The following is a 26,558-nucleotide window of genomic DNA, read 5'->3' as shown; positions in this document are numbered from 1 at the left end:
CCTGGAGCGGATTGTACCGGCGCCTGCCGCCTAATATCTACTCTGAGCGGGTCCGGCGTTTTGCGTGGGATGCGCGAATTGTCTGCGGTTCAGATGTAGTCGGGGAGGTTGGAGTGGAACAAGCGGCGTCAGAATCCATGGTTGTCGATTCCGTGCAGATGAAAATTGGCGATATCGTGGAGGCGGAAATCGACCAACTGCATGCGTTGTCGATTGGCGTCGGCTGGCCGCATCGCGCGGAGGATTGGCAGTTTCTGAGGCACGCTGGTAAGGGTGTTGTCGCCCTGGACGACATCGGTCGCGTTCTCGGGTCGGCCATGTGGTTTCCACATGGCGATAATTTTGCCACTGTCGGAATGGTGATTACATCGCCCCGCCTGCAGGCCAACGGGACCGGACGGTGGCTGATGCAGCATGCCTTTGCCAGGCTCGCGGGCTATACTCTCGGTCTCAATGCGACGCGCGCAGCACGGCGGCTGTATCTTTCCCTGGGCTTTACGGCGGAAAAAATCGTTTACCAGTGTCAAGGCGAGGCTCACGAGCCCGACCCTCCGGGTGCAACGCCGGACGGGGCGCATTTGCGCGCCATTGATATTGCCGATCTTGCTTTGTTGGCCGAGCTCGATCGCCAGGCATACGGTGCGGACCGCATGCCGGTTCTCGCCGGCTTGCTGAAGCACTCCAAGGGTTTTGGCCTATTTCGCAATGATCGGCTTGACGCATTTTCGCTCTGCAGGCCTTTCGGCCGCGGGCATGTTATAGGCCCGGTGGTCGCCAATGGCGACCAGGATGCGATTGCGGTGATCCGGCCGCATGTTTCAGAGCATGCCGGCCATTTCCTCCGTCTTGATACCCGCCAGAAAGACGGAGCCTTCGCCGCGTGTTTGTCCCGATGCGGCATGCCCGTATTCGATACAGTTACGACGATGTCGCTTGGAAAGCGCTGGATTCCGGAGGACAGCCTGATCCCCGAAGGGCGCCCGATGACTTACGCGTTGGCAAGCCAGGCTTTGGGCTAAGCTTGGTGGTGGGTTGAGGAGTAACCTATGCAGATGCTCTGCCGACGCGCCCGATGACTTCCGCATTGGCAAGCAAGCTTTAAACCAGGGATTCGAACTCATACGTTTTCGGGAGTTACGGTCAAGAAGCGCACAGGCTCCTTACTGACGTCGACCTCAATCAGGCCAAGCGCCTTCAATGTCAAATCGATTGATCTGCGGGCCTGAATTTCCGGTACCTGATCGAGTACGACCGCCATGATGCCTTCACGCAGATAGCTCCGTGTCTGATCGCTCAGTTCGTGCCCAACCCAAAACACCGCGCGTGCCTGCTGATTTTTGAGGACCGAGGCGACGGCGACGTTGTCGCCGCCGGCGCTGTAGACGCCAATGACGTCCGGGTGCCTGCGAAGCGCGTGGCGCAACAGTTCCATCGTGTTGTGTTCGTCGTCGAAATCGAACATCACCTCCACAAGGGCGTGTTCCCCGTCGGCATGCTCGGCGAGATATTCGGAAAAGCCCCGAATACGCTCCTTGTGGTTTTCGTAGGCGCCGCTGTGGCAGAGAGCGACGAAGGAACCTGCCTTGCCCGCCTGCATGCGTGACATGTAATAGGCGGCCGTCCGGCCGGCAGCGTAATTGTCGATCCCGACATAGGGCAGTTCCGTCGCCGGTCGCGTCATGATCTGGATGACGGGTATGCCGAGGGCCGCTGCTTGCCGGACACTCGTGACGACATCCGGATGATCGGGCGCGACGACGATCAGCGCGGACCGCCGGTTCTTCGGCTTTGCGATATAATGGGCGAAATCCGCGGGATCGTTTTCGCGGGCAAAGGTCCGGTGAACGACGATGCTGTGGTCAAGCAGGGCGGCGATCCTCTCGAACGCCTGGTTCATACGTGAATAGAAGTTCGTTTCCGGGCGCACGAGGATGACTTCGATCCTGACAAGGCCGCGATGGGCCTCTGGCATCACATGCCGATAGTTGAGCTTCCTGACCGCCAGAAAGACCTTCTCCACCGTTTCAGGTCTCACACCGCCACGACCATTGATCACCCGCTCGACCGTCGCGGTACCGACATCGGCTTCTCTCGCCACATCCCTCAGGGTGATCTTTGCCATGGTTTTATTCCGTCTCCCGTGACGAACTTCAGCATCTGTGCGGTACAAGGTCAATGATCAAATTTGATCAAGGAAGCATTGGCTCGTGGTCCGCAAGCACGCGTAATCTCACCGGTAATTCGGGAGGAGATACCGAAGCCGAGCTAGATCGTTCGCTGGTCCGAATGCTGCCGGATGAAGGAGGAGACATCATGAAAATCGCACTCGACCCGCACATGCACCGCCATCTGGGCCTGAACGAGCTTTGCCGGAAGGCGGCAGAGCTCGGCTACGACTATATCGAGCTGTCGCCGCGGGATGATTTTTTGCCCTGGTGGGTGCGCCCGCGCGCCCACAAGGAGCGGATTGCAGAGTTCAAGATGGCGCTTGCAGATCACGGCGTCAAACTCGCCTCGCTGCTTCCGATGTACCGCTGGGCAAGCCCGCATGAAGACGAGCGGGTGGCAGCGGTCGGTTACTGGAAGCAGGCCATCGAGATCGCCGTCGAGATGGGTTGCCATACGATGAACTCGGAGTTCGGCCGCGGCCCGTCGCCCGATCGCGGCCACAAGTCGAATTGCTGCGGCGGGCACTATACGCACGAATCCAGCGAGGCCGCCTGGTGGCGGTCGATCGAGGAACTGGTGCCGGTCTTCGAAAAGCACGGCGTGACCCTCAACATGGAACCGCATCCGGAAGACTGGTGCGAGACGCTTCATCCGGCGCTCGACATGCTGAAGACCATTGGCTCGAAGAATGTCAAATTCCTCTATTGCGCCCCGCATACTTTCTACTTCGGCGACAACATGGCTAGGATGATCGAAGAGGCCGGTCCGATGATCGCCCACGTCCACGTGGCCGACACCTATAACCACAAGGCCTCGTCCGGCCTTCGCTACATCATCAATCCTCCCGGTGCGAAGGTGACGATCCACCAGCACATGGACATGCATCAGGGCGAGATCGACTGGGATGTCTTCTTCGGTTCGCTGGCCAAGATCGGCTTTGACGGCATCGTCACGGCCTGCGTTTTCGGCTGGGAAGACCGGGCCGATACATCCGGCCGCTTCATGCGCTCCGAGATCCAGAAATATGTCGACAAGTATTGGCCGGTAAAGGGCGCTTGAGCAAAGACCGCGACATCACCGGCCCTTTGCGAGGAATAACGCCATGACCATCACTATCACGACCGCTCCATGCTGCTGGGGCGTCGACGACGTCAACAATCCGAACCTGCCGGCCTGGGAGCGCGTCTTCGATGAGGCGGCCGCAGCCGGCTATGGTGGCCTCGAACTCGGCCCCTACGGCTACGTACCGCTCGATCATCAGCAGGTGGGAAAGGCGCTTGCCGAGCGCGGTCTTTTCATCGTCGCCGGCACGATTTTCGACGATCTCGTCTCTCCGGCCAACCGGGAGAACCTGCTGCGCCAGACGGACGAAATCTGCGCCGTTATCACCAGGTTACCGCAGCCCGCTCAAGCTGCAGGACAGCAGTTTAAGACGCCTTACCTGACCGTCATGGACTGGGGTCATGACGAGCGGGATTATGCCGCGGGTCATTTTGATCGGGCGCCCCGGCTTTCCGACGAAGCCTGGGCCGGCATGGTCGCCAACATCAAGGCAATCGGCGCATTTGCCAGCAGCCGACACGGCGTTCGCGCTGTCATCCATTCCCCATGCCGGCGGCTACGTCGAATTTGCTGATGAGATAGAGCGGATCGCAAGCGATGTCCCGGCAGAAATCGCAGGCTTCTGCCTCGACACCGGCCACACTTATTATGCCGGCATGGATCCGGTTAAGACACTGCGCCGCTACGCGGGCCGGCTCGACTATGTGCACTTCAAGGATATCGACCGGGCCGTGTTCGAGCGCGTGCTCGGCGAGAAGATCCGTTTCTTCGAGGCCTGCGCCGAAGGGGTCATGTGCCCGATCGGGCGCGGTGTCATCGATTATCCGGCCGTGAAGCAGGTGCTTGAGGAGATCGGCTATCACGGTTTCATCACCGTCGAACAGGAACGCGATCCACAGAGCGTGGCAGGAAGCCTCCAAGACGTGAAGGAAAGCCGCGACTACCTGCGGTCAGTCGGCTTCTAAGACAAGAGGAAACTGAACATGTCAGCAAGCAAGACAAGGCCGATCCGCTGGGGCATGGTGGGCGGCGGACGTGGCAGCCAGATCGGCTATATCCACCGCTCGGCAGCGCTAAGGGACAGAACGTTCGAACTCACAGCCGGTGCATTCGATATCGATCCGGAGCGTGGGCGCGCTTTCGGTGTCGATCTCGGCCTTGACGAGGCTCGCAGCTATCCGGACTACGTGGCGATGTTCGCTGCAGAGGCTGAACGGCCGGATGGCATTGAGGCGGTGTCGATCGCCACGCCGAACAACACCCATTTTGCGATCTGCACGGCAGCGCTCGAACACGGCCTGCATGTCATCTGCGAAAAGCCGCTCTGCTTCACCGTCTCCGAAGCGGAAGAGTTGAAGGCGCTGTCGCAGGCGCGCGGTAAGATCGTCGGCGTTACCTACGGCTATGCCGGTCATCAGATGATCGAGCAGGCACGGGCCATGGTGAAGAACGGCGATCTCGGCGAGATCCGCATCGTCAATCTGCAATTTGCCCATGGTTTTCACAGTGCGCCCGTTGAGGAGCAGAACCCTTCCACGCGTTGGCGCGTCGATCCGAGGTTCGCAGGCCCAAGCTATGTGCTCGGCGATGTCGGTACGCACCCGCTCTATATCTCGGAAGTGATCCTGCCGCATTTGAAGATCAAGCGGCTGATGTGTACCCGGCAGAGCTTTGTCAAAAGCCGCGCTCCGCTGGAAGACAATGCCGTTACGCTGATGGAATACGACAACGGTGCCATCGCCACGGTCTGGTCGAGCGCCGTCAACGCCGGCTCCATGCACGGACAAAAGGTACGCATCGTCGGCGAGAAGGCGAGCATCGAATGGTGGGACGAGCGGCCGAACCAGCTCTCCTACGAGATCCAGGGCGAACCGGTCCGCGTCCTCGAGCGCGGCATGGATTACCTTTATCCGGAAGCACGGATCGACGACCGCATCGGCGGCGGCCATCCGGAGGGCCTGTTCGAGGCCTGGGCGAACCTTTACCGCCGCTTCGACCTCGCGATCAGCGGAAATAGCCGACTTGCTCCCGCAGGCGTCCGGAATCTCGTTTTCCCGGACATAGATGCGGGTCTTGAAGGGGTGCGCTGGGTTGAAAACTGCGTGCGCTCTGCCGATGCCGGAGGGATATGGGTGGACTACAAGTAGAGCGGCGGTTCCCATCGACGGAGGAAGCAGCATGCTTCCGTCGGGATCATGCCAAGGAGTGAGGGCCGGGTTGATGGGCGCTCTGGTATTCCTCGAGGACCGCCCGCACGGCATCGATCAGCAATTCCTGCGGGTTAAGCGGCTTTCCTGCGTGTCCTACCAAACGGGGCAGATGCTGCCGGAAAAGAGGTGCCGGGATGATCCGGTGGTCGAGCGCTCTCGCGAGCCGCAAGGTGGCCGCCTCCGCCGCCGGGTGATTCCAGTAGTAGCGAATACGATCCGAATAGGAGTAGTGCCGCAGGATATGCTGCTCGGCCTTAGAACCGTGATAGTGGCCCTTCCAGTGGCCGGGGTCCTCCCGCATCAACGCCTCCATCACGGCCATGAGGTTTCGGCTCGGATATCCGGTGACGGAGTCGCTGGCGATCAGGTCGAGGCCGTAGAGCGCCTCGCGCAGCGCAAACGTCAATTCCGGCCCGACCTTGAGGATGGCGAACCCGTCCTCGACGAGTTCGCGCAGCGCCGCCGCGCCCTGGTAATCAGTCGAATGCGCCTCGTAGACGAGCGCGGGCTCCTCGCCGAGCAGCGCGCAAAGGGCGTGCGCTCTCGCCCGGTCGTAGACAATGACATTTTCATTGCCGAATTCGACCCCGGGCTGGACGACGAGCGCCAGTACGCGGGCGAAGGCCTTGCCCAGGCCCGCTTCGTCAAACCGCGTCCTATGCAGCGCAATCGTCTTGCGCGCCGCGTCGATGCTCGTCGGCTCGAGCGCGGTGATCACATGATGGGCGCCGCCGGGCGGCGGTACTTCGGTGCCGATGACATAGACCGGCGGCTCGCCGCCCGTGGAGGCCGCGCACCGTTCCGCTACGGCCGCCAGCCTCACTGCGCGCCCCGCGGTCATCGCGTCGTCGAGTGCGACCGGTTCGCCCGTGCAGCCCATAGAAGTATCGAGGTGGAGCTTGCGGAAGCCGGCCTCGACATAGGCCGCGATCATGTCTTCGGCCTTGTTCATGGCGACCTCGGCAGGTTCTCCGCGCCATGGATTGGGACCAAGATGATCGCCTCCGAGGATGACCTTGTCTCGCGGCAGACCCTCTTCGCTGGCGATCCGTTCCACCAGTGCCACGAAATCACTGGGCTTCAAGCCGGTGTACCCGCCGAACTGGTTGACCTGATTGCAGGTCGCCTCGATCAATACCGGACCGTCGCGAAGCACGCCATGCCGGAGGGCAGCACGGATCACGATGGGATGAGCCGAGCAAACGGACGTGATGCCGGCGGGGCTGCCCGCGCGCCGGCTGCGAGCCAGGTTGTCGAGAACGGATGTCATGTGCGGCGTTCCGGTGTAGCGGCGATGAAGGCGTCGAGCTCGGCGCGCGTGCCGGCGCCCTCCATCGGCCCCTTGGCGGTGACATTGCGGGCGCCGGCGGCATTGGCGTAGGTGAGCGCCTGTTCGATCGGCATACCGAGCCGGCGGCACGCGACATAGGCGCCACCGAAGCAGTCTCCGGCGCCGGTTGGATCGATTTCCTCGACAGCAAAGGCCGGGCAGTCGATGCGTCTGCCGTCCCGTGTGAAGACGGTCGAACCGTCGGCGCCGCGCTTGAGCGCCACTTCGCTGGCGTTGCGCCCGAGGAGTGCTTGGACAGCCTCGCTTTCGGCTTCCATGCCGGCCGCAACGAACAGCTCTTCTCCGGACGGGAGGATCAGGTCGGCGATTTCGACGAGCCTTGCGAAGCGTGCGCGGGTTTCGGCTTGGCCGAGCAACTCCTTGCGGACATTCGGATCGAAGGAGATGCTGCCGCCGCGCGCCGTGATCGCCGTGATCGCATGCTCGATAATCCTAGCGGCGCCGGGTATCGCAAAGGCGGTCCCCATGACGTGCAGGTGCCCCGACCGGGCAATGAGCGCGCGCGCTGCGGGGGTAAGGTCGATCTGGGCGGCGGCGGATCTTGCGATGTTGAAGACGAAATCGCGCGAACCGTCATGCCGGTAGCGCACGAAGGCGCTGCCGGTCGGAAACTCCGGGCTCGTCGAAATGGCCGAGACGTCGGCGCCGTCGGCGCGCAGGCGCGCAACGTTGACGCGGCCGAAGTCGTCGTTGCCCACGCAGCCGATGATGCCGGCCGAACCGCCGATTCTCGCGCATTGATCGATGAAGATCGCCGGCGCTCCGCTGGGGTAGGGGCCTATGAGCGTGATCGGCTCGAGGAAGCCCGCACCGCGATCCGTCGCCATTATCTCGACGAGGATCTCGCCGATCGTTATCGTTGGTCCAAGGGCGTCGGGAGCAAACGCGGTCCGTGTCATGCGCCATCTTCTCCAAGGCGAGCGCTGTCGGTCAGGAGATAGCGCTGGTGAAGCATGCAGGCAGCGCCGAAGGCCGGCCCTACCGTCTCATCCTCGTTTGTTTCGATCACGGGCAGCGGAAAGCTCTCCTCCTGCATGGAGCGAATGTGATGCAGGACGCGCGCCGCCATCAGCGGATAGAGCGCGGCGACTGAACCGCCCAGCACGACCCTGTCGGCATCGATGATCCTGCAGCCCTGGATAAGGCCGTAAGCCAGGGCGCGCGCCCAGTCTTCGGCTATGGCGACGGCGCCCGGAACGCGGTCGCGCACATCGGCGAGAAAGGTCGTAAAGCTCGGTTCCGGCTGCGTAGAGACGGAACGGTAGGCGCTCAAGATGCATTCCAGGCCGAGAACACGTTCAAGGCTGCGGCCGGGCGCATTGGCACCATCGACGCGCAGATGCCCGATTTCGCCGGCAAGTCCCCGCGCGCCTCGAAAAACGGCCCCATCGACGACGATACCGCCGCCCACGCCGCTCTCCATGACGAGATAGAGCGTGACCCCCGAATGGACCTCGCCAGCGCCGTAGCTTGCGCCGGTCGCGAAGGCGTTTGCGTCATTCTCGACCATGACCGGCATTTGCGCCGGCACGGCCGCACGCACGAGATCGGCGAGTTGTATGTTCTGCCAGCCGAGCAGGGGAGCGGTGTTGATCAGTCCCTTGCGATCCATTTGCGCCGGCACGGCGACGCCCAACCCTTCGCAGCGGCCGAGATGGTCGGCCGGCAAAGTGTCGAAGGCGATCGCGATCGCGCGCGAAACTGCAGTATCGACATCGACGGACGGGCCGTCGAAGGGCTCCATGCGACTGTTGACGATGCGGCAGGCGAGATCGACCTCAACCACCGTGATGTGTTCGACGCCGATCTCGATGCCGAGAAAGAAGGCGGCTCCAGGCCTAAGTTCAAGCATGATGCCCGGCCGCCCCGCGTGAGCAGTCTGTGCCTGCTCGGTGGTTCCCACCTCGCGCACTAGGCCATCGGCCGTCAGTCCGGCGATGATATGGCCGGATGAGGAGCGATTGAGGCCTAAAATGCGTGCAAGCTCCGCCCTGCTCAAGCGGCCGTGACGATAAAGCGCCCGCATCGCAGCGAGTTCATTGCGCTGGCGGATCCCGCTCGGAGACGCGATGGGGCCCACTTCACTCACGGGCGATCCTCCTTGCCTCTCTTCGCCGACCCCTGACACAACATGACCGGGCCGGAAACGCCCGACATGGGCCGAACAGAGCATTTCCCACACCTTTCGCCGTCACGGCCGGGCAACGGTCGCGCGACGACGTCTCGCCTCGTCCATCTTGAGGTCGATGAATTGCTTCGCGTGCTGCGCGAGCGGCATGTTTTCGGTCCAGGTGTCGCGCCAGATTGCGCAGGCAAGCGACAATCCTTCATCGACGACGGCGCCCGAAAAGGATTCGAATGTGATGTCGCGCTTGTAGTCGATATCGAGCAAGGCATCGAACATCAGGTCGAAATTGATGACGCCGTCGCCGAGATAGCCGCGGTTGCTCTCGCCAATGTGGAAATAGCCGATCTTGTCGCCCGCAAGGCGGATGGCCGCCGCCGGGTTCGCTTCCTCGATGTTCATGTGGAAGGTGTCGAGGTGCAGCCGCACATGCGTAGAGCCTACCTGCTCGATGAAGGCGAGGCCCTGGGCGGTGGTGTTGAGGAGATTTGTCTCGAAACGGTTCACCACTTCGAGAACGAGGTCGACTCCTGCAGACTTGGCGAGATCAGCCGTCTTGGCGATGGCCGCGACACTGCTGTCCCATCCCTTTCTGGTGGGCATCCGGGAATATTTCCCGTGGGCCGAATAGAGGATCCCTCCGAGCTTGCTCCCGCCTATGTCGCGGACTGCGCGGACGGCGTCGGCCAGCATGCCTTCGCCCGCCCGCACCGCGTCCACATCTTCGCTCGATACATCGTGGCTGAACGGAAGGCCCATGGTGACCGCGATGTCGAGTTTCAGCGCCTCGGCTCGCCTGGCGAGCGCGTCGAGATCGAATTTTTCCGGTCGCAGGTAAGCGAATTCAATGAGGTTGTAGCCGCAGGACGCGGATTTTTCCATCGCCTCCTCGAGCATGGGCTGGGTTTGCCCTCCCGTCCACACGAAAGAATGAATACCTAACCGGCCCATGTCTCACCCAATCCAATACTATGTTGCATAATGCAACAAATAAAACTTCAGCTGGATCTGTCAAGCGGATTCCGTTCCGATCGCGATCCGGCACTCGCTACGCGGATGGGCAGATGCTTTGCAACTGCATTGCAAACGAGCAATTTCCGCGCCAGCAGAGCCTGGAATTCGGGCATTCCCGCATCGAACGAGATTGCTGTTGACAGCTTTCCTAAATGAACTAATTTGTTTTTTAAGGCAACATATAGGGGCGCAACGCCGGGGAGGCGGGCGTGGGATGGCGTGTTCGGGCCGGTGGTTGGCCTGGTCTGAACTGCTATTACCTCAAGGAAGCCGGGCTACGACAAGCGCCTTTGGCATGCATGCCGGCATTGTCGCCTGGGGCACCAGACCTGCCTGTCGGGAGGAGGTTATCGATGAAAGCCGATTTGCGGATCGTACCCGATTTCGAGATGATCATCTGCCCGCCAGCAGAATCCTTTCGCTGGAACATGCATGACTATCCCTTTTTTCGGGCGAAGTGGCACTATCATCCTGAATACGAACTGCATCTCACCCGGACGACATCGGGCGTCATGATGGTGGGTGACTATATCGGCGAGTTCGAGCCTGGCTGCCTGGTGCTGACGGGACCGCACGTACCGCACAACTGGGTCAGCGATATCGAGCCGGGCAAGCTCATCCGCAACCGGGACATGCTGATCCAGTTCACCCCCGAATGGGCCGATCGCGTCGCCTCCTTCTGCCCCGAGCTCGGCACGATAAAGCCGCTCTATGAGGATGCGGTCTATGGCGTGGAATTCTTCGGCTCCACGGCGCTTTCGGGCCGGCGGTTGCTGGCGCAGATGGGTGCTGCCCACGGCGCCGAGCGCGTGTTGCTCTTTCTACAGCTGATGATTGCGCTGGCACGCAATCCCGCCGAGCGGCGCAGGCTATCGCGCCTTGCGCCAACCTCCTCCCAGGTGGACCTGCCGCATGAGCTGGATGTTGCCATGCGCTATGTGCTGGAGCACTACAGCGACAACATCGACCTGGCGTCGGTCGCAAGGGTCTGTGGTCTCGAGCCGCAGGCCTTCTCGCGCTTTTTCAAGCGCCAGACCGGTCATACCTTCGCGCGCTACGTGATCCTGGCACGCATCTATGCCGCCTGCTCGCTGCTCACCCAGACGTATCGTCCGATCACCGAGATCTGCTTCGAGGTCGGGTTCAACAACATCGCCAATTTCAACAGGCAGTTCTTCAAGATCTGCGGACGCACGCCGTCGGACTACCGGCGCAACGCACACAAGATCGGAACGGAGGCGCGAAGCGACCCCTTCCGGGAAATCCGTGCCTATCCGGCGGGGATCGCGGTCGGCGAAAAAGTATAGGTCGCCAGCAAACCACGCGTGGCAGAGCAAAAGAGCGCATACTAAGCTCCAGTCACGCCAACAGGAACGATCGCTGGGAAACGACCCGGAGGTCGCAATCCTTAAAGGCGAACCGTGTCTGGAAGCCGGGAGGAGCCGTGCTGCCGGAGCCCGGGAGGATCCGACAGGCGTCGGGGTGGGAACGTGCTTGCCGGCCAGCGGCCGCAAGCGGTGCAAAGGCACAAGGAGGAGGAATTATGATCCGGAAAAGTGGAATTGGACTTGCCGCGCTTGCGATCGGTCTTGTTGCGGGCGTGATGCCCGCACGGGCCGATTTCTGGTCGGATGCAGGCGCCAAATACAAGGGCGTCGTCCTGCACGGCGTGACCGAAAGTACGCCCCCGTCCAACTACATCAAGGACGTGCTGGCGCCCGAGTTCGAGAAGAAGACCGGCATCAAGGTCCAGTTCGAGACGACGTCCTGGGACCAGATGTTCGACAAGGCCATCAAGGACATGGAAGCCAAGACCGGCATCTATGACATGGTCTATATCGAGCAGGACATCATCTATGCCTATCTGGCGCGCAACTTCCTGGTCGACATCTCGAAATCACTGAAGGACGACCCGTCGCTGAAAGCGCCGGAATTCGACGAAACCCACTTCACGACATTCGCCAACTATTTCAAGAATGCCGGCGGCGATCTCTTCGGCATCCCGATGGAGGCCTTCATCAAGGTCTATCTCTATCGCACCGACCTCTTCAACGACCCGAAGGTCAAGGACGCTTTCAAGAAGGAGACCGGCAAGGATCTGGCTCCGGCCAAGACCCATGAGGAATATACACAGATTGCCGAATTCTTCACGAAATACGGCAAGGACAACGGGATGGAGCTCTGGGGCACGACGGCTCAGGCGCATACCGGCCATCCGGCGTCCTGGTACGAATTCTTCGAGTCGATCGCTCCGACATACGGCGTCTACAACTGGGGTATCGACGCGGCCAACAACTATGCCGCCTCGGTCGAGAATGGCGGCCAGATGAACAGTGACAAGGCCAAGGCCGCCATGAAGTACTGGCTGCATCTGCGCGACATCGCTCCACCTGAATCTGCTGCATCAACCTGGACGGAAGTCGCAACGACATTCGCCGCCGGCCGTGTCGCACAGGGCCTGGTTTATGGCGAGAACGCCGCCTGGATCGCGTCGGATGCGGAAAAGTCCAAGGTCGTCGGCAATGTCGGCGTCGCGCTGCCGCCTACCGAGCCCGATGTCCTCAAGGAGGTCGAGGCCGGCAAAGGTTATCTCGGCTACTATGACGGCGGCGCCTTCGGGTTGCCGGTCACGTCGAAGAACAACGAGGCGGCATTGCTCTTCCTGCAGTTCATCGGCCAGGACTCTGTCCAGGCCGACTGGGCGATCGCGGCACCGCGCATCACCAATACGGCGACCTATGACGATCCAAAGGTCATCGACATGGATAAGAAGCTGAACGGCTACTACACCATGCTCAAGGATCAGGGAAAGCTGTTTGCCGGTGCGCCGCCTTTCCCCTTCCATGCGCCGGTGCGTGAAGCCACGGCGCCGATCTTCTACAAGATCCTGCTGGGTGAAGTCGGTCCCGACGAAGGCCTCGACCAGATGGCGGCGGCTGCCGAAGCAGAACTGAAGAACCTCGGCTACCGCAAATAAGACCGGCAAGAGCCTGCGTCCGGGTGGCATCTCCCAAGACCGCCACCCGGGCGCAGTTGCCGGTTACTGCAGGTTGTTGACCTGCGTGGATATCTTCGGGAGCACGAATTCATGCGTTCAAACACTGTCGGCTGGCTGATGCTCGCCCCGACGATCGCGATCCTCGGCATCTTCGGCATCATACCCTTCATATACGTGCTCTACGTGGCATTCCACCAATGGAACCCGTTCGGCGCAAGCTCCGAAATGATCTACAACGGCGCCAACAACTTCCGTCGTCTTGTCTTCGATGCCGAGTTCCTGACCTCTGTTGCCTTCACGATGAAGTTCGCTTTCTTCGCGGTGCTGAGCGAGATCGCGCTGGGCTATCTGCTCGCGCAGCTTTTCATGAGGGAATTTCCCGGACGTGGCTTTTTCCGCACGATCCACACACTGCCCCTGATCGTCGCGCCCATCGTCGTCGGCTCGGTCTGGCGCCTGATGACGACGCCCAGCATCGGCATCATTCCCTATCTCCTGAGAAGCTGGTTTGGCTACGATCTCAACATTGGCCGCGATGCCACCACCGCTTTTGCGCTGACCGTTATCATGGATATCTGGCACTGGACGCCGCTGGTGACGCTGACACTGCTTGCCGCGCTGCTTGCCCTGCCGAAGGAGCCGTTCGAACAGGCGCAGATCGATGGCGCCAACCGCCGCCAGATCTTCTGGCACGTCACGCTGCCGATGATCCGCCCGGCCATTCTCGCGACGGTCTTCATTCGCCTGATGGATGCGCTGCGTACCGTCGATGAAGTCTGGATGCTGACCTCGGGCGGCCCGGGTGCGGCAACCCGCTATGTCGGGCTGCATATCTGGAAGATCGTCTTCCCAAAGACCGACTACGGCTATGGCGCCGCGATCTCGGTGATCGTGCTCTACCTCACGCTGGTGATGTGCTGGCTGCTCTATGTCGCCCTCGTGGCTCGACGCGAACGGAAGAGGACATTCTGATGCAGGGCCGCAATCCCCTTCTTTACGTGGCGCTTTGGCTGCTCCTCAGCCTGCTGACGCTTTTCCCGATCTATTGGCTCTTCATCATTTCGGTGAAGCCGGCGGTCGATCTCTTCACGACGCCGAGCCTGTTTCTCGACGTGATTTACTGGAAGAATTACGTCAACGTCTTAGGCAATGAGACGCTGCGTGGCTACATGCTCAATTCGATGATCATATCCAGCGGCAACGCGGTACTGGTCACGGTGCTGGCCTTCATGGCTTGCTACGCGCTCTCGCGCTTCGACCTCGCGGGCAAGGAGAACATCTTCTTCTGGACCATCACCAACCGCATGGCACCTGCGGCGGTGTTCCTTTTGCCGTTCTTCCTGCTCTTCACCCAGGTCATCACGTTCGGCGACTGGAAGCTTTACGACACCAAGATTGGCATGATCCTGCTCTATTGCACGTTCAACTTGCCTTTCGCGATCTGGACGCTGAGGCCCACCATCGACGGAATTCCCAAGGAACTCGACGAGGCCGCGACCGTCGACGGCGCCTCGACCTGGCAGGTCATCTACGAAGTCATCTTCCCGCTTGCCAGACCCGGCCTTGCCGTCACGCTGATCCTGACCTGGGTGTTTGCCTGGAACGAGTTCCTGCTCGCCGCGACCCTGACCAGCTTCAACGCGCGCACGATCACGACGGGCCTTTCGGAATATGTGACGACGACGGGAACCGAATGGGGGGCGATGGCGGCGATCGCGGTTATCACGCTCATCCCCGCGCTCATCATCTTCGCCGTGGTCCAGCGTCATATCGTGGCGGGTCTCACCTTCGGCGCGGTCAAGGAGTAGAGCGATGCAAGAGCCATTCGACCTAGGGCAGACAGATGCCGAACCGGACGTGGCGGGCCGCAAGTCCGAGCCGGCCGGCTTCCTGCCGATCACCACCAACTGGTTCGACCGCGTCTTCGTCGGCATCTACCTGTTCGTCGCGCTCGAACTCCTCTGGATGCGGTTCCTCGAACAATCGATTCCGCTGACGGTTTGCCACGTTCTGGCCGTTGCGCTCGGGGTCCTGATCGTATGGCGCGGCTGATGCTTCTTGAAAGATAGGACAGAGACAATGAAATCGCTGGTACTGGAAGAGAAGATGAGGCTGTCGCTGCGGGATTTCCCGATTGAGCGTGAAGAGGTGCTGGGTCCGCGCGACGTCCGGATCAAGCTCCACACGGTGGGCATTTGCGGTTCCGATGTCCATTACTATACGCATGGCGGCACCGGTGTGTTCCAGGTGAAAGCGCCGATGATCCTCGGCCACGAGGCGTCCGGCACCGTGATCGAGACCGGTGCCGAGGTGACCTCGCTGAAGGCGGGCGATCGGGTCTGCATGGAGCCAGGTGTCCCCGATCCCAACAGCCGCGCGACGCGCATGGGACTCTACAATGTCGATCCGGCGGTCCGCTTCTGGGCGACGCCGCCCGTCCATGGCGTACTCAGGCCCGCGGTCGTCCACCCTGCCGATTTCTCCTTCAAGCTGCCCGACAATGTGTCGTTCGCCGAAGCCGCGATGGTCGAGCCGCTGGCGGTGGGTGTGCATGCGGCGACCAAGGCCCAGGTCAAGCCGGGCGACATAGCGCTGGTGATCGGTGCCGGTCCGATCGGTCTGGTGACAGCGCTTTCGGCTGTCGCGGCCGGCTGCGCACGGGTCTTCGTGAGTGACATCGACGACGCCAAGCTGGAGCTTGCCGCCAAGCTCGGTCCGATCTCACCAGTCAATGTTGCAAGGCAGGACCTGGCCAAGGAAATCCTTGCCGCCACCGACGGCTGGGGCGTTGAGATCGTGTTCGAGTGCTCGGGCCATCCCAAGGGCGCAGAGGGCGTGTTCGACCCGCTTTCGCCCGGCGGCCGCGTCGTCTTCATCGGTTCGCAGGTCCATCCGATCCACTACGATGTCGGCAAGGCCATGGTGCGGGAAGCGCGCGTGGAGCATGTCTTCCGCTATGCCCATGTCTTTCCGCGCTGCGTGGCCATGCTGTCATCAGGCGCGATCGACGTGAAGCCGCTCATCACCCGCACATTCGATTTCGACGAAAGCGTCCGTGCTTTCGAGATCGCGGCGTCCGCCCCGAAAGGCGAAGTCAAGATGCAGATCGCACTGCCGCAATAGAGGAATTCATATGGCTCACGTCACCGTCAAGGACGTTACAAAGAAGTATGGCGCGCTGCCGGTCATCCACGGTGTCGGCATAGACATCGCCGATGGCGAATTCGTCGTATTGGTCGGGCCTTCCGGATGCGGCAAGTCCACGCTTCTGCGGATGATCGCGGGGCTCGAGACGATCTCCGGCGGCACGGTCGCCATTGGCGGCAGGGTGGTCAACGACGTCCTTCCCAAGGACCGTGATATCGCCATGGTGTTTCAGAACTACGCGCTCTATCCGCACAAGACGGTCGCAGACAATATGGGCTTTCCCCTCAAGCTCAAGGGCGCGCCGAAAAGCGAGATCGAAACGAAGGTCCGCAGGGCAGCCGAAATCCTCGATCTCGGCAAACTGCTCGACCGCTACCCGAAGCAGCTTTCAGGCGGCCAGCGCCAGCGCGTCGCCATGGGGCGCGCCATCGTACGCGATCCGCAGGTCTTCCTGTTCGACGAGCCGCTTTCCAATCTCGACGCCAAGCTGCGCGTGACCATGCGCGTCGAGATCAAGGAACTGCACCAGCGGCTGAAGACGACCACCATCTACGTGACGCACGACCAGATCGAGGCCATGACAATGGCCGACAAGATCGTCGTGATGCGCGACGGGCGGGTGGAGCAGATAGGCGCGCCGCTTGATCTCTACGACCGTCCGGCCAACGTCTTCGTGGCAGGTTTCATCGGTTCGCCGTCGATGAATTTCGTTCCCGGCAGATTGTCGACGGAAAGCGGCCGGCTGGCCTTCGTCAGCGACAAGGGCACCGTGCTGCCGGTGCCGGAGGGTACGCCGAGCCACGGCGAACCTGTCCTGTACGGCATCCGCCCGGAACATATCGACGTGCGGCCCGACGGGATGCCGTCGACGATCTCGGTTCTCGAACCCACTGGCTCGGAAACGCAGATCTTTGCACATCTGGGCGGCGATGCCATCATGGCGGCGGTTCGCGACCGCATCGTCGCGCTGCCGGGCGAGGCCATCTCTCTCCGGATCGATCCGGCCCGCGTGCATCTCTTCGACGCCAAGAGCGGCCGGCGCCTCTAATTCCGCATAGCCAGGGAAGCAAGACATGTTCTTTGAGAAATTCCGGATGGATGGCCAAACCGCGGTGGTGACCGGCGGCGGGCGCGGTATCGGCCTTGCCTGCGCCGAAGCGCTTGCCGAGGCGGGAGCCCGTGTCGTCATCATCGATCGCGACGAAGCGGTTGCCGAATCCGGCAGGCAGGCCTTGGCCGGCAAGGGTATCGAAGCCGATGCGCTGGTCCTCGATGTCACGGATTCGGCGGCCGTCGACAAAGCCGCGGCGGATATCTTCGCAAAACACGGTCGCATCGACGCGCTGGTCGCCAATGCAGGCATTGCCCGCACCGGCACGGCCGCAGAGGATACGCCGGACGAACTCTGGCTCAATGTCAACGACGTGAACTACAACGGCGTCTTCTGGTGCAATCGCACCTTCGGCCGCTACATGCTGAAGGCCGGCCATGGCGCGATCGTCAATATCGGATCGATGTCAGGCTATATCGCGAACCGGCCGCAACTCCAGACCTATTACAACGCCTCCAAGGCGGCCGTCCACCACCTGACCGCGTCACTCGCCGTGGAATGGGCGGACCGCGGCGTTCGCGTCAATGCCGTGGCACCAACTTATATCGAAACCGAAATGACGAAGACCGTGGTCGACAAGTCGATGATGGACATCTGGCTGCGCGACACGCCGATGGGCCGGATGGGCCAGCCCCATGAGATTGCGTCGGTCGTGCATTTTCTCGCCTGCGACGCATCGAGCCTGATCACCGGCGCGACCGTCAAGGCTGACGGCGGCTTCACTTGCTGGTAGGAGGTATTGGAAATGGACTTTTCAAACAGGCGTGTGGTGGTGACCGGCGCCGGCAAGGGCATCGGGCGGGCGACCGCCGTCATGCTGGCTAAGCGCGGGGCCAAGGTGACCGCGCTGTCGCGCTCGGCGGCCGATCTTGAGGAACTGAAGAGTCAAATCGGATGCATCGCGATCGCGGTCGATCTTGCCGATCCGGACGCAACGCGCGCCGCAGCCCTTCAGGCGCTGCCAGCCGATTTTCTGATCAACTGTGCCGGCACGACCGAGCTTGAACCTTTCCTCGATCTCAAGGTCGAGAACTTCGATCTGCTCTATGCCGTCAATGCGAGGGCACCGATGATCGTTTCGCAGGAATATGCCCGCGACATGGTGAAGAACGGCCGGAAAGGTGCAATCGTCAACGTATCGAGCGTCGCCGCCTTTGTGGGTATTCCCGATCACGCGGCCTATTGCGCTTCCAAGTCCGGTCTCGACGGGCTGACCCGGGTGATGGCCAAGGAGCTTGCGCCGAAGGGCATACGCGTCAACGGCGTGCATCCCACCGTGACACTCACGCCTATGGCCATCAAGGCCTGGAGCGATCCGGAAAAGGCAGCCGGCATGCTCAACCGCATTCCGGTCAGCCGTTTCGCCGATCCCGGCGACATCGCCGAGGTCATTCTTTTCCTACTCTCCGACGAGGCAGCCATGGTCAACGGCCTGTCGATGCCCGTGGATGGCGGTTACATGATCGCCTGACGATTGTCCGAGGCAGATGCCTCAAATTTGTAAACCTTCCCGCCGCCGGACTGGCGGCCCCAGATTTTTTCAAGGATCAGCGCATGACACGCTTTGACGCAAAAATCGCCAGGATCAGGGCCGGCAACTACAAGCGAACGGATTTCATCATCGCGGACGCCAAGGATGGCGATATGGGGCCTAGCATTCCATCCTGCGGCCCCAAGCTCGAAAAGGACTGCTCCTACACGCGCTACCGGACGCGGGCGGAATTCCTCGGCCAGATCAAGGCCGTGATCACCCAGGACATCGTTGATATCATGCTGACCTCCGCCTCCAATCTCGAACTGCTGACGGAAAGCGGCGCTTATGCCGACAGCAGTGTCAAACCGGCCATTCGCGCCAATGATGCGACGGATATCTGGGTAGGGCGCGGCGCGGCCTATGCCAGCCAGCCGTCTCGGCCCTATCGCACCGCTTCGCTGTCGGTCAACCGGCGCCATACCGATCTCGGCCTTTATTCGATCACCTTCAACAACGATCTAGACGCGGATTACAATTCGCTGCTCGCGTTCCTGGATTTCGTAGAGGATGCCGACGACAACGGCTTCAATTATTTCCTCGAAGTCTTCAACCCGAACGTCGATACCGGGATTGCGCCCGACCTCCAGCCGCATTTCGTGAATGATTGCATATGCCGGGCGCTCGCCGGGCTGACGGGTGCCCGGCGGCCGCAGTTCCTGAAGATCCCGTTCAATGGGCCGAAGGCGCTGGAGGAGCTCACCTCCTACGACCCGAGCCTGGTCGTCGGCGTGCTGGGCGGCGGTGCAGGGACCGCGCGCGACACGTTCGAACTCATCCATCAGGCGGAGAAATACGGCGCCCGCGTAGCGCTCTTCGGCCGCAAGATCAATCTCGCCGAGGACCCGCTCGCCATGGTGAAATTCATGCGCGCCGTAGCAGATGGTGATCTCGGGCCGGAAGAGGCGGTCAGGGCTTATCACGGCGCGCTGCAGGCAGGCGGGCAGAAGCCGATGCGGAGCCTCTCCGACGACATGGCTATCACAGAGAAGGTCCTGATGAATTGAGCCCGGCAGGGGAGGAGACCATGGCTGGAACGAGCAGGCGCGGCTTCATCGCCGGTGGTACCTGGTGCCTGGACCGAAACCGCAGAATCGACGCATGGCCGCGGGAAGACAGTGTCGGTATCGCCTGGGGGCTTGAGGAACGCGGCGGCGGCCCTGCCTGCAATCTCGCCATCGACATCAAGAGGCTCGACCCGTCGATCCCCGTCGAAACCATCGGACTGGTCGGCAACGACGAGGCCGGGCGAAAGCTCATCACTGAGGCCGAACGGGCGGGTCTCGGCCATCGGCAAATGCATGTCAGCGACGAAGCGCCCACCCACACGACCGAGGCCTTCATCTCGCAGGCCAGTGGACTGCGAACACATATTTCCGACCTCGGAGTCTCGGCGCTGCTTTCGCCGGACCATTTTGATTTCTCCGGGACCTCCGCGCGCTTCTTGCATCTTGGACTTCCCGGCATCCATCCCACGATGGATGCACCCTGGGGCGATAACGCCAACGGATGGGTGACGGTGCTCAAAGCCGCTCGCGCCGCTCGTCTCGAAACCAATCTCGAACTCTGCACAGTCACGCCGGAATGCCTGCGTGGCCTGATCCTGCCCTGCCTACCACATCTCGATACGCTCATCGTCAACGACAGCGAGATCGGCGCGCTGGCGGAGACGGAGACTATGCGGGCGGGCAGGACGGATATCGATGCCTGCGCGGCGGCCTCGGCCGCCATTCTCCAAAAGGGCGCGATGCGGCTTGTCACAGTCCACTTTCCCGAAGGCGCGATCACCGTCACGCGGCCGGGAGAGAAGTTTTTCGTGCCGTCGGTGAAGGTGCCGCAGACTGTGATTGTCGGACCGAACGGTGCGGGTGATGCCTTCGCGGCTGGCTTCATGTACGGCCTGCACGAGCACTGGGCGATCAAGGACTGTCTTTGGCTCGGTCACGCCGCGGCCGCCTGCTCGCTGCGGAGCGCGGGCACGACCGACGGTGTCGTCGGGTGGAAGCAATGCCTCGACATGGCACGCCAGTGGGGCAGCCGTTGACCGCGGATCGACGCGGGATTTTCGACATTTGATCTGAGGCAGAAGGAGACGAGCATGGTCAAGCAATTGGAAGGCATGGTGGCAGCGATTACGGGTGCGGCCTCCGGCATTGGACTGGCGAGCACGAGGGCGATGATTGCGCAAGGCGCGCGCGTGGTACTCGTCGATCGCGACCAGAAAGCGCTGGACGCGGTTTGCGCGGAGCTCGGCGATGTCGCGATCCCCCTGGTAATCGATCTTCTCGATCCCGCCAGTTGCGCAACCCTCATGCCGTCTATCGAGAAATTGACCGGCCAACTCGATATTTTCCATGCCAATGCGGGCACCTATATCGGGGGCGATCTGATTGAGGCCGACACTGCCATTATTGACCGGATGCTCAACCTCAACATCAACGCGGTCATGAAGAATGTCCATGACGTTCTGCCGCACATGATCGCGCGCGGCTCGGGCGACATTATCATTACGAGTTCAGTCGCGGGGCATTATCCCGTCCCTTGGGAGCCCGTCTATTCGGCTTCCAAGTGGGCCATGACCTGCTTCGTCCAGACCGTGCGGCGCCAGGTCAACAAGAAAGGCATCCGGGTGGGCTCGGTTTCGCCCGGGCCGGTGATCAGCGCGCTCCTTGCCGACTGGCCCGAAGAAAATCTGCAAAAGGCCAAGGAATCCGGAAGCCTCATCGAGCCGTCCGAGGTGGCCGATGCCATCATCTTCATGCTGACGAGGCCGAGAAATGTCACAATTCGGGATGTCGTCGTGCTGCCGACCAATTTCGATATCTGAATGCCCAATCGCTTGCTGCTTGCCCGCGCCGGGATCCTGACTAAGCGCTGGCGGTTTCCGGCGATCTTCCGACATACCTCTCATTGTTGAGGATTCCGTTGCCGCGCTTCGGGTTGCCGTTAATCGTGCTGAAGCCGATGAGGAAGATGCTGCGAGGCAAATCGAGCTGGCTTCTGAGCGCTCAGAACCTGAAGTTTCTTATCATGGACGAAGCGCGTTGATGACGCGCTCGGCCATGGTATTTACAGGCAGTCCAACGATCCACGACCGACCCGTGTCGCAGCTTACGTCATGGCATATGCGAAATTCAAAAGGAGTAAATCGAACCCGATGCGGTTCCGACAGACCGGATGAGATTCGCAAAAAGCTCCCCGAATCGTCGTGGATATGGCTACGTCTCAGGAGCCGACAAGCGCGGAAACGACGACAACGACAACTGTGACGAGGCACCGGTCGAGCCGGTCAACTAAGGCTCGATACTCACGGGTTCCAGCCGCCGCTACCAACGGTCCTCCCGATGGTCACGACGCGATCAAGGTCGCTCTCTCACGCCCCGATACTGTCGCGAATTGCTTTCGCACATTCGGTCTGGCTCGGCTTTGCTCGGCCGGTGACAATAATCTTGTGAAAAATCCGATACTAGGGCACAATTTTGCGAATGCACCTGAAGTACGAAGCGATCACAATCCGGCCGTCTCGCGCCGAGTGACAGCTCGCGTGGGAGGGTCGCGTCGATGGGTCAGGGATTCTTTCTTCTGTTCGCTACGGTGTCCGTGATCACGGCCCTGACGGTGGTTTTGGCGCGGAACCCGGTTCACAGCGCATTGGCGCTGATGGCCTGTTTCTTGCAGATTTCCGCAATTTTCGTCTTGCTCGAGGCGCCTTTTCTGGCGGTTATCCAGATATTTGTCTACGTCGGCGCGATCATGGTCCTGTTTCTGTTCGTGATCATGATGATCGATGTGCGCGAAGCGGTGTTGCAGCGCTTCTTGCCGGGCGGGAACCTGCCGGCCCTGGTGCTGCTCGTCTTGCTTGGCGTCGAGATGTCTGTGCTCGTGTTCTGGAGCGACCGCTTTTCGGGCTCGGAGCCCGTCCCGATCGGCGGCGGTGGTGATATCAGGCAGCTCGCCACGACACTTTTCGCCGACTATCTCCTGCCGTTTGAAGCTGCCTCCGTCATCCTGCTGGCCGCCCTGGTCGGCGCCATCGTGCTGGCGCGGAAGGAGCGGGAGTGATGGTTCCGCTCTCGTGGTATATTTTGCTCGGGGTGGTTCTGTTCGTGATCGGAGCGGCGGGCGTGCTGCTCAGGCGCAATATTCTGGTCGTGCTGATGTCGCTGGAGTTGCTGCTTAACTCGGTCAACATCAATTTCATCGCTTTCGGGCGCATCCACGACGACTTCCGCGGACAGATCTTCGCCATCTTCGTCATCGCAATCACTGCGGCGGAGGTTGCCGTTGCTCTCGGCATCCTGGTCGCGCTTGTGAGGAACAAATCCACTCTCAAGGTCGACGACGTGACCATGATGAAAGGATAGCGGCTTGGACCCGATGACATCGATCAGGCCGCTGCTTGCCGTCGCCGTCCCAGGTCTGGCGGCCCTGGCAATTCTCCTTCTGAACAACCGTGAGAAACTCCGCGATCTCGTCTCGCCGTTGGCCGCGATCGCCCTGTTTGCGATTGTCGCCTCGATGGCGCCCACGGTGCTGGCGGGCGGCACCGTCGATTTGCGCCTGTTTGGGATCCTGCCCGGGATCGACTTCGCTTTCCGGGCCGATGCGCTCGGCATGGTGTTCGCCACCGTCTCGTCACTTCTATGGATCGTGGCGGCGATCTATTCCATCGGCTACATGCGACACCTGAAGGAGCATGCGCAGACCCGGTTCTTCGCCTGTTTCGCCACCAGTCTTGCGGCGGCAGTCGGGGGCGCCTTCGCAGCCAATCTGTTCACGCTGGTGATTTTCTACGAGGTGCTCAGCCTCGTTACCTATCCGCTCGTCTATCACCACGAGGACGAAGAGGGATGGACGGGCAGCCGCAAGTACATCGTCTATTTGATGGGCGCGTCGAAAAGCATACTGCTCGCCGCGCTGGCGCTGACCTATTCCATTGCGGGGTCGCTCGACTTTGTCGAAGGTGGGCTGTTGGCGAGGATCGATGCGCCTGCGGCGCTGCTGACGGTTGTCTATTTCTGCTATCTTTTCGGCTTCGCCAAGGCTGCGGTGATGCCGATGCACGCTTGGCTGCCTGCTGCAATGGTGGCGCCGACGCCGGTGAGCGCACTCTTGCATGCGGTGGCCGTGGTTAAGATGGGCGTGTTCTGCGTGCTCAGGGTAGTGTTCCATGTCTTCGGCGTCGGGCTGGTGGGCGGGCTAGGGCTCGGCATCGCCACGGCCTATCTGGTCTCGTTCACGATCCTGATGGCGTCCGTCTACGCCCTGACGCGGGACGACCTGAAGGCAAGGCTCGCCTATTCGACGGTCAGCCAGCTCTCCTACATTGTGCTGGGCGCGGTTCTGCTTTCGCCGGTCGCGATGGTCGGCGGGATCATCCACATCGCGGCGCACGCTTTCTCCAAGATCACGCTCTTTTTCTGTGCCGGTTCGATCTATTGCGCGTCTGGCAAGCGGAACATCAGCGATATGGCCGGCATCGGGCGCAGGCTGCCGTGGACGATGGGGGCGTTTTTCATCGCTTCGCTCAGCATGATCGGGGTGCCGCCGACCGCCGGGTTCGTCAGCAAATGGTATCTGACGTTGGGCTCCGTGGAGGCCGGGCAGATCGCGTTCTTGACCGTCCTCCTCGTGAGCTCGATCCTGAACGCCGCCTATTTCCTGCCGGTCAGCTACATCGCCTTTTTCGGGACGGAGACGCAAGAGAGCCCGGCGGCGGTCCGTGAAATTCCGATGGTTGCGATCCCGCTGGTCGCGACTGCCATCCTGTCGGTGCTGATGGGCATCTTCCCCGACTATTTTCTTACGCTAGCTGACGGAGTGGTCAGATGATCAGGCGCGTGGTCGACTTCTTTGGCGACGAAGAATATGCAACGCAGCGCCGCCGACTGTTCTATCTGGCACTCGGTCTGATCGTCGTCGCCGACATTCTGGTCTCTCGCGAACACGCCGAATACCTGTGGGAGCGTCTGCCTGGCTGGTCCGCCGTCTACGGCTTCTTATCCTGCGTATTGCTTATCTTCGTTTCCAAGTTTCTCGGCCATCGGGCCGGGGCTGATGCGGCGCGAGGATTATTATGACTGACTTCATCCATCCGGCTCTGCTCTTCATTTTCGGCGCCCTGCCAATCCCGTTCCTCAGAGGATCGATCCGCAAGGCCTATCTGCTGCTGATCCCGGCCCTGGCGATCCTCGCCGTGGTTACGATGCAGCCGGGCAGTTATGGCGAGGCGCAGTTTATCGGGCAGGACATTCTGATCGCGAACGTCGACAAGTTGAGCATCGTCTTCGCCACTGTTTTTACCATCATGGCTTTGATCGGAATGATCTACGCGCTGCATCTGCCTCGCCCTGGCCAGCATGTTGCCGCGTTCGTCTATGTCGGCAGCGCGCTCGGCGTGGTGTTTGCCGGCGACTACCTGACCTTGTACCTGTTCTGGGAAGGCATGGCGTTTGCCTCTGCCTACCTCGTCTTCGCCCAGGGCGGCCGGCAAGCGATCGCCGCCGGGTTCCGGTATCTCATGGTCCATATCTCTGGCGGCGTCGTCCTGCTGGGCGGCGTCATTCTCCACGGGCTCTCGACAGGCTCGCTGCTTTTCGGCCCGATGGCCGGGGCGATGGGCACCGGCGCCTACCTGATCCTTGCCGGGTTCATGCTCAACGCCGCGGTGCCGCCACTCAACGCCTGGCTGACCGATGCTTACCCCGAGGCGACCGTTACTGGGGCGGTATTCATGAGCGCCTTCACCACCAAGACTGCCGTCTATGTGCTGGCGCGGGCGTTTCCTGGCACCGAGCTTCTCGTCTGGCTCGGTACGGCGATGGCGCTCTACGGCGTTGTCTACGCGGTGCTGGAAAACGACTGCCGCCGGCTACTTGCCTATCATATCGTCAGCCAGGTGGGCTACATGGTGGCGGGCGTCGGCATCGGGACCGAGACGGCGGTGAACGGAGCCACCAGCCATGCCTTCGCCCATATCCTCTACAAGGCGCTTCTGTTCATGGGTGCGGGGGCGGTGATCTACGTCACCGGGCGCCGCAAGCTCACTGAGCTCGGCGGGCTCTATAAGACCATGCCGCTGACAGTGGCGCTTTACATGGTTGGAGCCTTCGCGATCTCGGCATTTCCGTTCTTCTCGGGCTTCGTCACCAAATCGATGGTGGTGGCCGCCGCCGGGCTGGATCACCGCGCGCTGGTGGTGCTGGCGCTGACGATGGCCTCGTCGGGGACCTTCCTGCACACCGGGCTCAAGCTCCCTTATTACATGTTCTTCGGCACGGACCGGAAACTGGAGGCGCGGGAGCCGCCACGCAACATGCTCGTTGCGATGGGCATGGCGGCGGTGCTCTGCATCGCGATCGGGGTATTCCCCCAGCCGCTCTATGCGCTTCTGCCGTATGCGGTCGACTTCGAACCCTACACCGGCGTCCATGTCTCCGAGAGCCTTGGCGTGCTGATGTTCACGGCACTGGGCTTTGTCATTTTCCTACGAGCGCTCGACCCCGAGAACACGATCAGCCTGGACACCGACTGGTTCTACCGCAAGGGGGCGCGGTACTTCATGTGGTTCGCCGAAAGGCCGCTGGCGCGCTACGAGAAGGCGATGAGCGAGGTGTCTGAGACTGCGGCGCTGCCTTTCCTGCATGGGTCGGCGAGGGCGGGGCTACGGCTCGACCTCGATGGCGTGGACGCCGTCGTGAACGGCGTCGCCCGCTCGGTTCTGCGCGGCGGCGGGGCTCTGCGGCGGCTGCAGACCGGCGTCGTGACCCATTACGCGCTGGCGATGATCGCCGGTGTGATCGCAGCAACCGTCATCTTCGCAGTTGTGTGGCGGTAGGGG

General features: G+C 61.4%; 24 protein-coding genes and 2 pseudogenes. 21 read left to right on the top strand and 5 right to left on the bottom strand.

The window, feature by feature from the left end; genetic code table 11:
- Positions 1–137 precede the first annotated feature (137 nt).
- Positions 138–1,019, top strand: coding sequence for a GNAT family N-acetyltransferase (locus ACZ9BX_RS31590; protein WP_476222183.1), 882 nt, complete (start codon positions 138–140; stop codon positions 1,017–1,019).
- A gap of 98 nt (positions 1,020–1,117) precedes the next feature.
- Here the strand turns inward: ACZ9BX_RS31590 and ACZ9BX_RS31585 are convergent, their stop codons facing one another.
- A complete protein-coding gene (locus tag ACZ9BX_RS31585; RefSeq protein ID WP_087003956.1) occupies positions 1,118–2,122 on the bottom strand; it encodes a LacI family DNA-binding transcriptional regulator in 1,005 nt (334 codons plus the stop codon).
- A gap of 191 nt (positions 2,123–2,313) precedes the next feature.
- On the opposite strand from ACZ9BX_RS31585, the gene ACZ9BX_RS31580 reads away from it, so the two are divergent.
- The 3 genes and pseudogenes from ACZ9BX_RS31580 (at position 2,314) to ACZ9BX_RS31570 (ending at position 5,378) form a co-directional block, all read left to right on the top strand.
- The gene (locus ACZ9BX_RS31580; protein ID WP_476222182.1) at positions 2,314–3,228 is read left to right on the top strand and encodes a sugar phosphate isomerase/epimerase family protein; all 915 of its coding nucleotides are present in this window, start codon (positions 2,314–2,316) and stop codon (positions 3,226–3,228) included.
- Positions 3,229–3,271: 43 nt separating this feature from the next.
- Positions 3,272–4,196, top strand: a pseudogene (locus tag ACZ9BX_RS31575) (TIM barrel protein).
- A gap of 18 nt (positions 4,197–4,214) precedes the next feature.
- A complete protein-coding gene (locus ACZ9BX_RS31570) occupies positions 4,215–5,378 on the top strand; it encodes a Gfo/Idh/MocA family protein (protein ID WP_476222180.1) in 1,164 nt (387 codons plus the stop codon).
- Positions 5,379–5,424: 46 nt separating this feature from the next.
- On the opposite strand, the gene ACZ9BX_RS31565 is transcribed toward ACZ9BX_RS31570, so the two are convergent.
- The 4 genes from ACZ9BX_RS31565 to ACZ9BX_RS31550 all read right to left on the bottom strand — a co-directional run bounded on the left by ACZ9BX_RS31565 (position 5,425) and on the right by ACZ9BX_RS31550 (position 9,868).
- Complete coding sequence (locus ACZ9BX_RS31565; RefSeq protein WP_476222179.1) at positions 5,425–6,711, bottom strand: D-tagatose-bisphosphate aldolase, class II, non-catalytic subunit; 1,287 nt, start codon at positions 6,709–6,711, stop codon at positions 5,425–5,427.
- Complete coding sequence (locus tag ACZ9BX_RS31560) at positions 6,708–7,691, bottom strand: tagatose kinase (protein WP_476222177.1); 984 nt, start codon at positions 7,689–7,691, stop codon at positions 6,708–6,710. The genes ACZ9BX_RS31565 and ACZ9BX_RS31560 overlap by 4 nt, the downstream gene beginning before the upstream one ends.
- On the bottom strand, positions 7,688–8,881 hold the full coding sequence (locus ACZ9BX_RS31555) for an ROK family transcriptional regulator (protein ID WP_476222175.1): 1,194 nt from the start codon (positions 8,879–8,881) through the stop codon (positions 7,688–7,690). Before ACZ9BX_RS31555 ends, ACZ9BX_RS31560 begins: the two co-directional genes overlap by 4 nt.
- A 102-nt stretch (positions 8,882–8,983) precedes the next feature.
- The gene (locus ACZ9BX_RS31550; RefSeq protein ID WP_476222173.1) at positions 8,984–9,868 is read right to left on the bottom strand and encodes a sugar phosphate isomerase/epimerase family protein; all 885 of its coding nucleotides are present in this window, start codon (positions 9,866–9,868) and stop codon (positions 8,984–8,986) included.
- Positions 9,869–10,284: 416 nt separating this feature from the next.
- Here ACZ9BX_RS31550 and ACZ9BX_RS31545 point away from each other — a divergent pair, with 416 nt between their 5' ends.
- The 17 genes and pseudogenes from ACZ9BX_RS31545 to ACZ9BX_RS31465 all read left to right on the top strand — a co-directional run bounded on the left by ACZ9BX_RS31545 (position 10,285) and on the right by ACZ9BX_RS31465 (position 26,555).
- Entirely contained in the window at positions 10,285–11,238 is a 954-nt protein-coding gene (locus ACZ9BX_RS31545; protein WP_476222171.1) for a helix-turn-helix domain-containing protein, read from the top strand.
- 296 nt (positions 11,239–11,534) lie between these two features.
- Positions 11,535–12,908: an extracellular solute-binding protein gene (locus ACZ9BX_RS31540; protein ID WP_476223099.1), complete on the top strand. Its 1,374-nt coding sequence runs from the start codon at positions 11,535–11,537 to the stop codon at positions 12,906–12,908.
- A 111-nt stretch (positions 12,909–13,019) separates the two neighbouring features.
- Positions 13,020–13,901 carry a carbohydrate ABC transporter permease gene (locus ACZ9BX_RS31535; RefSeq protein ID WP_027510254.1) on the top strand — a complete coding sequence of 294 codons (882 nt, stop codon included), beginning with the start codon at positions 13,020–13,022 and terminating at the stop codon, positions 13,899–13,901.
- Complete coding sequence (locus tag ACZ9BX_RS31530; protein ID WP_476222169.1) at positions 13,901–14,737, top strand: carbohydrate ABC transporter permease; 837 nt, start codon at positions 13,901–13,903, stop codon at positions 14,735–14,737. Before ACZ9BX_RS31535 ends, ACZ9BX_RS31530 begins: the two co-directional genes overlap by 1 nt.
- A 4-nt stretch (positions 14,738–14,741) precedes the next feature.
- The gene (locus tag ACZ9BX_RS31525; RefSeq protein ID WP_476222168.1) at positions 14,742–14,981 is read left to right on the top strand and encodes a DUF2160 family membrane protein; all 240 of its coding nucleotides are present in this window, start codon (positions 14,742–14,744) and stop codon (positions 14,979–14,981) included.
- 27 nt (positions 14,982–15,008) lie between these two features.
- Complete coding sequence (locus tag ACZ9BX_RS31520; protein WP_476222166.1) at positions 15,009–16,052, top strand: NAD(P)-dependent alcohol dehydrogenase; 1,044 nt, start codon at positions 15,009–15,011, stop codon at positions 16,050–16,052.
- 10 nt (positions 16,053–16,062) lie between these two features.
- On the top strand, positions 16,063–17,124 hold the full coding sequence (locus tag ACZ9BX_RS31515; protein ID WP_476222165.1) for an ABC transporter ATP-binding protein: 1,062 nt from the start codon (positions 16,063–16,065) through the stop codon (positions 17,122–17,124).
- 25 nt (positions 17,125–17,149) lie between these two features.
- Positions 17,150–17,920 (top strand): SDR family NAD(P)-dependent oxidoreductase, encoded by a 771-nt coding sequence (locus tag ACZ9BX_RS31510; protein WP_476222164.1) that lies wholly within the window; start codon positions 17,150–17,152, stop codon positions 17,918–17,920.
- A 12-nt stretch (positions 17,921–17,932) separates the two neighbouring features.
- Positions 17,933–18,658 (top strand): SDR family oxidoreductase, encoded by a 726-nt coding sequence (locus ACZ9BX_RS31505; RefSeq protein WP_476222163.1) that lies wholly within the window; start codon positions 17,933–17,935, stop codon positions 18,656–18,658.
- 83 nt (positions 18,659–18,741) lie between these two features.
- Entirely contained in the window at positions 18,742–19,725 is a 984-nt protein-coding gene (locus ACZ9BX_RS31500) for a hypothetical protein (RefSeq protein WP_476222162.1), read from the top strand.
- Positions 19,726–19,745: 20 nt separating this feature from the next.
- The gene (locus ACZ9BX_RS31495) at positions 19,746–20,762 is read left to right on the top strand and encodes a carbohydrate kinase family protein (RefSeq protein ID WP_476222161.1); all 1,017 of its coding nucleotides are present in this window, start codon (positions 19,746–19,748) and stop codon (positions 20,760–20,762) included.
- A 54-nt stretch (positions 20,763–20,816) separates the two neighbouring features.
- Positions 20,817–21,545 (top strand): SDR family oxidoreductase, encoded by a 729-nt coding sequence (locus tag ACZ9BX_RS31490; RefSeq protein ID WP_476222160.1) that lies wholly within the window; start codon positions 20,817–20,819, stop codon positions 21,543–21,545.
- 734 nt (positions 21,546–22,279) lie between these two features.
- Complete coding sequence (locus ACZ9BX_RS31485; RefSeq protein WP_476222159.1) at positions 22,280–22,780, top strand: NADH-quinone oxidoreductase subunit J; 501 nt, start codon at positions 22,280–22,282, stop codon at positions 22,778–22,780.
- Entirely contained in the window at positions 22,780–23,082 is a 303-nt protein-coding gene (gene nuoK, locus ACZ9BX_RS31480) for an NADH-quinone oxidoreductase subunit NuoK (RefSeq protein ID WP_027510241.1), read from the top strand. The genes ACZ9BX_RS31485 and nuoK overlap by 1 nt, the downstream gene beginning before the upstream one ends.
- Before the next feature lie 4 nt (positions 23,083–23,086).
- A complete protein-coding gene (locus tag ACZ9BX_RS31475) occupies positions 23,087–24,550 on the top strand; it encodes a monovalent cation/H+ antiporter subunit D family protein (protein WP_132568930.1) in 1,464 nt (487 codons plus the stop codon).
- Positions 24,547–24,802 (top strand): annotated as a pseudogene (locus tag ACZ9BX_RS31470) (hypothetical protein). Before ACZ9BX_RS31475 ends, ACZ9BX_RS31470 begins: the two are co-directional and overlap by 4 nt.
- Entirely contained in the window at positions 24,795–26,555 is a 1,761-nt protein-coding gene (locus ACZ9BX_RS31465; protein WP_476222158.1) for a Na(+)/H(+) antiporter subunit D, read from the top strand. Before ACZ9BX_RS31470 ends, ACZ9BX_RS31465 begins: the two are co-directional and overlap by 8 nt.
- The last annotated feature ends 3 nt before the right edge of the window (positions 26,556–26,558 follow it).

Source organism: Rhizobium sp. USDA 3886 (genome assembly GCF_056279785.1).
Note: the sequence above shows the minus strand (reverse complement) of the source record. Positions and strands in the feature narration are given on the sequence as shown.

Bases quoted from the DNA above. Each gene is read 5' to 3' on its own strand.
- ACZ9BX_RS31515 (WP_476222165.1), top strand. From the start codon at position 16,063: ATGGCTCACGTCACCGTCAAGGACGTTACAAAGAAGTATGGCGCGCTG.
- ACZ9BX_RS31585 (WP_087003956.1), bottom strand. From the start codon at position 2,122: ATGGCAAAGATCACCCTGAGGGATGTGGCGAGAGAAGCCGATGTCGGT.
- ACZ9BX_RS31550 (WP_476222173.1), bottom strand. From the start codon at position 9,868: ATGGGCCGGTTAGGTATTCATTCTTTCGTGTGGACGGGAGGGCAAACC.
- ACZ9BX_RS31535 (WP_027510254.1), top strand. From the start codon at position 13,020: ATGCGTTCAAACACTGTCGGCTGGCTGATGCTCGCCCCGACGATCGCG.
- ACZ9BX_RS31540 (WP_476223099.1), top strand. From the start codon at position 11,535: ATGCCCGCACGGGCCGATTTCTGGTCGGATGCAGGCGCCAAATACAAG.
- ACZ9BX_RS31570 (WP_476222180.1), top strand. From the start codon at position 4,215: ATGTCAGCAAGCAAGACAAGGCCGATCCGCTGGGGCATGGTGGGCGGC.
- ACZ9BX_RS31565 (WP_476222179.1), bottom strand. From the start codon at position 6,711: ATGACATCCGTTCTCGACAACCTGGCTCGCAGCCGGCGCGCGGGCAGC.
- ACZ9BX_RS31500 (WP_476222162.1), top strand. From the start codon at position 18,742: ATGACACGCTTTGACGCAAAAATCGCCAGGATCAGGGCCGGCAACTAC.
- ACZ9BX_RS31530 (WP_476222169.1), top strand. From the start codon at position 13,901: ATGCAGGGCCGCAATCCCCTTCTTTACGTGGCGCTTTGGCTGCTCCTC.
- ACZ9BX_RS31485 (WP_476222159.1), top strand. From the start codon at position 22,280: ATGGGTCAGGGATTCTTTCTTCTGTTCGCTACGGTGTCCGTGATCACG.
- ACZ9BX_RS31545 (WP_476222171.1), top strand. From the start codon at position 10,285: ATGAAAGCCGATTTGCGGATCGTACCCGATTTCGAGATGATCATCTGC.
- ACZ9BX_RS31495 (WP_476222161.1), top strand. From the start codon at position 19,746: ATGGCTGGAACGAGCAGGCGCGGCTTCATCGCCGGTGGTACCTGGTGC.
- nuoK (WP_027510241.1), top strand. From the start codon at position 22,780: ATGGTTCCGCTCTCGTGGTATATTTTGCTCGGGGTGGTTCTGTTCGTG.
- ACZ9BX_RS31465 (WP_476222158.1), top strand. From the start codon at position 24,795: ATGACTGACTTCATCCATCCGGCTCTGCTCTTCATTTTCGGCGCCCTG.
- ACZ9BX_RS31590 (WP_476222183.1), top strand. From the start codon at position 138: ATGGTTGTCGATTCCGTGCAGATGAAAATTGGCGATATCGTGGAGGCG.
- ACZ9BX_RS31525 (WP_476222168.1), top strand. From the start codon at position 14,742: ATGCAAGAGCCATTCGACCTAGGGCAGACAGATGCCGAACCGGACGTG.
- ACZ9BX_RS31560 (WP_476222177.1), bottom strand. From the start codon at position 7,691: ATGACACGGACCGCGTTTGCTCCCGACGCCCTTGGACCAACGATAACG.
- ACZ9BX_RS31580 (WP_476222182.1), top strand. From the start codon at position 2,314: ATGAAAATCGCACTCGACCCGCACATGCACCGCCATCTGGGCCTGAAC.
- ACZ9BX_RS31505 (WP_476222163.1), top strand. From the start codon at position 17,933: ATGGACTTTTCAAACAGGCGTGTGGTGGTGACCGGCGCCGGCAAGGGC.
- ACZ9BX_RS31510 (WP_476222164.1), top strand. From the start codon at position 17,150: ATGTTCTTTGAGAAATTCCGGATGGATGGCCAAACCGCGGTGGTGACC.
- ACZ9BX_RS31490 (WP_476222160.1), top strand. From the start codon at position 20,817: ATGGTCAAGCAATTGGAAGGCATGGTGGCAGCGATTACGGGTGCGGCC.
- ACZ9BX_RS31520 (WP_476222166.1), top strand. From the start codon at position 15,009: ATGAAATCGCTGGTACTGGAAGAGAAGATGAGGCTGTCGCTGCGGGAT.